The sequence below is a fragment of the Christensenella tenuis genome, from assembly GCF_014287795.1.
In the GTDB taxonomy this organism is placed as follows: Bacteria; Bacillota; Clostridia; order Christensenellales; family Christensenellaceae; genus Christensenella; species Christensenella tenuis.
Window position 1 is genome coordinate 1 of record NZ_JACOON010000011.1, and the last position, 5212, is coordinate 5212.

At 50.7% G+C, this 5212-nt stretch carries 2 tRNA genes and 2 rRNA genes; all 4 read right to left on the reverse strand.

Features of this window, described 5'->3' with window-relative positions:
- Nucleotides 1–89: 89 nt before the first annotated feature.
- Nucleotides 90–3007: ribosomal RNA gene (locus H8S18_RS14450) — 23S ribosomal RNA — on the reverse strand.
- A gap of 154 nt (nt 3008–3161) precedes the next feature.
- Nucleotides 3162–3238 (reverse strand) — tRNA-Ile (locus H8S18_RS14455).
- A gap of 42 nt (nt 3239–3280) precedes the next feature.
- Nucleotides 3281–3356: transfer RNA gene (locus H8S18_RS14460), tRNA-Ala, on the reverse strand.
- 132 nt (nt 3357–3488) lie between these two features.
- A 16S ribosomal RNA gene (locus H8S18_RS14465) occupies nt 3489–5024 on the reverse strand.
- Together the 16S and 23S rRNA genes with 2 tRNA genes alongside form the textbook arrangement of a ribosomal RNA operon.
- Nucleotides 5025–5212 lie beyond the last annotated feature (188 nt).

The window sequence follows — 5212 nt, forward strand, 5'->3', positions numbered from 1 at the left end:
TTTTAATGAGTTGCAAAGCACACTCAAAACTGAATAGTAAGTCCGAAAGAGAAAGTCTTAAGTTATGTTAGACTGTCTATCAACTTTCGTTGATCAAGCCCTCGACCTATTAGTACTGGTCAGCTAAATACATTGCTGCACTTACACCTCCAGCCTATCAACCTTGTAGTCTTCAAGGGGTCTTACTCCATAAAGGATGGGAAGTCTTATCTTGTGGGGGGCTTCACGCTTAGATGCCTTCAGCGTTTATCCCGTCCGTACGTAGCTACCCAGCCATGCCGTTGGCACGACAACTGGTACACCATTGGTACGTCCATCCCGGTCCTCTCGTACTAAGGACAGCTCCACTCAAACTTCCTGCGCCCACGATGGATAGGGACCGAACTGTCTCACGACGTTCTGAACCCAGCTCGCGTGCCGCTTTAATTGGCGAACAGCCAAACCCTTGGGACCTGCTTCAGCCCCAGGATGCGACGAGCCGACATCGAGGTGCCAAACCTCCCCGTCGATGTGGACTCTTGGGGGAGATAAGCCTGTTATCCCCGAGGTAGCTTTTATCCGTTGAGCGACGGCAATTCCACTCTCATACCGCCGGATCACTAATCCCGACTTTCGTCCCTGCTCGAGATGTCTCTCTCGCAGTCAAGCTCCCTTATGCATTTGCACTCTAATGAATGATTTCCGACCATTCTGAGGAAACCTTTGGGCGCCTCCGTTACTCTTTCGGAGGCGACCGCCCCAGTCAAACTGCCCACCTGGTACTGTCCCCGAGCCGGATCACGGCCTCGGGTTAGAACCCTAGTATTAGAAGGGTGGTATCCCAACAGTGACTCTGCTTAAACTGGCGTCTAAGCTTCTCAGTCTCCCACCTATCCTGTACATCCAATACCAAAATCCAATGCCAAGTTGCAGTAAAGCTCTACGGGGTCTTTCCGTCCTATCGCGGGTAATGAGCATCTTCACTCATACTACAATTTCGCCGGGTACATTGTTGAGACAGTGCCCAAGTCGTTACGCCATTCGTGCGGGTCGGAACTTACCCGACAAGGAATTTCGCTACCTTAGGACCGTTATAGTTACGGCCGCCGTTCACTGGGGCTTAAGTTCCCTGCTTCGCTTGCGCTAACAGTTCCCCTTAACCTTCCAGCACTGGGCAGGCGTCAGCCCGTATACTTCATCTCTCGATTTCGCACAGACCTGTGTTTTTGCTAAACAGTCGCTTGGGCCTATTCACTGCGACCTATTGCTAGGCACTCCTTATCCCGAAGTTACGGAGTCATTTTGCCGAGTTCCTTAACAATGCTTCTCCCGATCGTCTTAGGATTCTCTCCTCGCCTACCTGTGTCGGTTTGCGGTACGGGTACCTGCCATTCTCCTTAGCAGCTTTTCTCGCCAGTGTGGATTCACAGACTTCCATACTTATTTTCTGTCCCCATCACACCTCAGGCTTTTTGGAAACCGTACTTCACTAATTTCCACCCTTAGTGCTTAGACGGGCTCTACCATCAGCCCGCTTCTGCTATCCTCCTGTGTCACTGCGTCAGTCAAACGAATGGCCGGTAGTACAGGAATATCAACCTGTTGTCCATCGCCTACGACTATACTGTCCTCGGCTTAGGTCCCGACTTACCCTGGGCGGACGAGCCTTCCCCAGGAAACCTTAGGCTTTCGACGGTGAGGATTCTCACCTCACTCTCGCTACTTATGCCAGCATTCTCTCTCGCAACCGGTCCACCACTCCTCTCGGTATGGCTTCAATCCTGTTGCGATGCTCCTCTACCGCGCGCATTGCTGCGCACCCATAACTTCGGTGGTAAGTTTTAGCCCCGGACATTTTCGGCGCACAATCACTCGACTAGTGAGCTGTTACGCACTCTTTAAATGAGTGGCTGCTTCTGAGCCAACATCCTAGTTGTCTCTGCAATTCCACATCCTTTTCCACTTAACTTACACTTTGGGACCTTAGTTGATGATCTGGGCTCTTTCCCTTTTGACAATGAAACTTATCTCACACTGTCTGACTCCCGAGTATGTAATATATGGTATTCGGAGTTTGATAAGATTCGGTAAGCCGTGAAGCCCCCTAGTCCATTCAGTGCTCTACCCCCATATATCTTCGCTCGAGGCTAGCCCTAAAGCTATTTCGAGGAGAACCAGCTATCTCCGAGCTCGATTGGAATTTCTCCGCTACCCACAAGTCATCCCCGCATTTTTCAACATACGTGTGGTTCGGTCCTCCACGGTGTTTTACCACCGCTTCAACCTGCTCATGGGTAGGTCGCCCGGTTTCGGGTCTACAGCATGCAACTTAACGCCCTATTAAGACTCGGTCTCCCTTCGGCTCCGTGACTCCAGTCACTTAACCTTGCTGCATACCGTAACTCGCTGGCCCGTTCTACAAAAAGTACGTGGTCACACTTTCTAATAGTGCCCCCACTGCTTGTAAGCACAAGGTTTCAGGTTCTCTTTCACTCCCCTCCCGGGGTGCTTTTCACCTTTCCCTCACGGTACTATTTCTCTATCGGTCATCAAGGAATATTTAGGCTTGGAAGGTGGTCCTCCCGGCTTCCCACGGGGTTTCTCGTGTCCCGTGGTACTCTGGTGCCCATCTCGCTAACTCGTATTTCGCTTACGGGGCTTTTACCCTCTTTGGCTGCACTTTCCAATGCTATTCAGCTATATTCGTCAGATCGATTGTATGGGTCCGCAACCCCGGATGTCCGAAGACTTCCGGTTTGGCCTCTTCCCATTTCGCTCGCCGCTACTTTGGGAATCACGCTTGTTTTCCTTTCCTCCGGCTACTTAGATGTTTCAGTTCACCGGGTTCCCCCCATATACCTATGAATTCAGTATATGGTAACATCCTATTACAGATGCTGAGTTCCCTCATTCGGATATCTGCGGATCAATGTTTGCTTGCAACTCCCCGCAGCTTTTCGCAGCTTGACACGTCCTTCTTCGGTTCTTGATGCCAAGGCATTCACCCTGTGCTCTTCATAGCTTGATCTTTTCGTCTACTTTTCTTTTCCCTAAGACTTTCGCAAAATTATATCTTACCCTTTTCATCTTTGCAGATTAGTTTTGTTTGATATCTTTTCGCTCTACTCTTTCGTTTCTACTATTCAGTTTTCAATGTGCTTTCTTACATACTTTCGTATGCTTGGTGGGCTCAAGTGGACTCGAACCACCGACCTCACGCTTATCAGGCGTGTGCTCTAACCTGCTGAGCTATGAGCCCATCTTCAGTTAGCTGCTTCGGTGTCTCCCGCTTTCCCCCACTTGGTGGAGATGAGCGGAATCGAACCGCTGACCCCCTGCTTGCAAGGCAGGTGCTCTCCCAGCTGAGCTACACCCCCATTTTAAATCACATACATCCCTGTATGTGCTCTAAAAGGCTTACTATGCAGTTCCCTGTTTCAAATCCATACAGTACCGAAAAGAAAATCCTTTACTTGCTTCGCTTTCGATCTCTCTTTTCTACACCCTAGAAAGGAGGTGATCCAGCCGCACCTTCCGATACGGCTACCTTGTTACGACTTCACCCCAGTCATTGATCTCACCTTCGACAGCTCTCCCCTTGCGGTTAAGCCACTGGCTTCGGGTGCTCCCAACTTCCGTGGTGTGACGGGCGGTGTGTACAAGGCCCGGGAACGCATTCACCGCGACATGCTGATTCGCGATTACTAGCAACTCCGACTTCATGTGGGCGGGTTGCAGCCCACAATCCGAACTGGGACCGGCTTTTTGAGATTCGCTTCCCCTTACGGGTTCGCTGCCCTTTGTACCGGCCATTGTAGCACGTGTGTAGCCCAAGACATAAGGGGCATGATGATTTGACGTCGTCCCCACCTTCCTCCGAGTTGTCCCCGGCAGTCTCACTAGAGTTCCCGACTTTACTCGCTGGCAACTAGCAATAAGGGTTGCGCTCGTTGCGGGACTTAACCCAACATCTCACGACACGAGCTGACGACAACCATGCACCACCTGTCTCTCTGCCCCGAAGGGAAACTGTATCTCTACAGTCGTCAGAGGATGTCAAGCCTTGGTAAGGTTCTTCGCGTTGCTTCGAATTAAACCACATGCTCCGCTGCTTGTGCGGGCCCCCGTCAATTCCTTTGAGTTTCAACCTTGCGATCGTACTCCCCAGGCGGGATACTTAATGCGTTTGCTTCGGCACGGAACCCTATCGGGCCCCACACCTAGTATCCATCGTTTACGGCGTGGACTACCAGGGTATCTAATCCTGTTTGCTCCCCACGCTTTCGTGCCTCAGTGTCAGTTACAGTCCAGAAAGTCGCCTTCGCCACTGGTGTTCCTCCTAATATCTACGCATTTCACCGCTACACTAGGAATTCCACTTCCCTCTCCTGTACTCAAGTCACACAGTTTCAAATGCAGCCCCCGGGTTAAGCCCGGGTCTTTCACATCTGACTTACATGACCACCTACGCACCCTTTACGCCCAGTAATTCCGGACAACGCTTGCTCCCTACGTATTACCGCGGCTGCTGGCACGTAGTTAGCCGGAGCTTCCTCCTATGGTACCGTCATTTCTTTCGTCCCATAGGACAAAGGTTTACAATCCGAAGACCTTCTTCCCTCACGCGGCGTTGCTGGGTCAGGGTTTCCCCCATTGCCCAATATTCCCCACTGCTGCCTCCCGTAGGAGTCTGGACCGTGTCTCAGTTCCAGTGTGGCCGATCACCCTCTCAGGTCGGCTACCCATCGTTGACTTGGTGGGCCGTTACCTCACCAACTATCTAATGGGACGCGAGCCCATCCTGCATCGAATAAATCCTTTTACCTCAGTCCCATGCGAGACCGTGGTCTTATGCGGTATTAGCAGTCGTTTCCAACTGTTGTCCCCCTTTGCAGGGCAGGTTGCTCACGCGTTACTCACCCGTCCGCCACTAAGTATATTCAATCTTCCACCCGAAGGCTTCTGTCTGAATAACTTCGTTCGACTTGCATGTGTTAAGCACGCCGCCAGCGTTCGTCCTGAGCCAGGATCAAACTCTTAATTAAAATCTTAACATCTTCTCAGATGCTTTTAACTAATCTCTTGACCTAGGCTCCGCTTTCAAGCATTTCCTTTTCGTTCTTGGTACTGTATTGATTTTTCAAGGTTCGCCGCGTTTTTTGCGGCTTATTTATAATACCAAACTCCCTCCCCTGTGTCAACTCCTTTTTTTAGTTTTTTTTTGTCTTTTTTT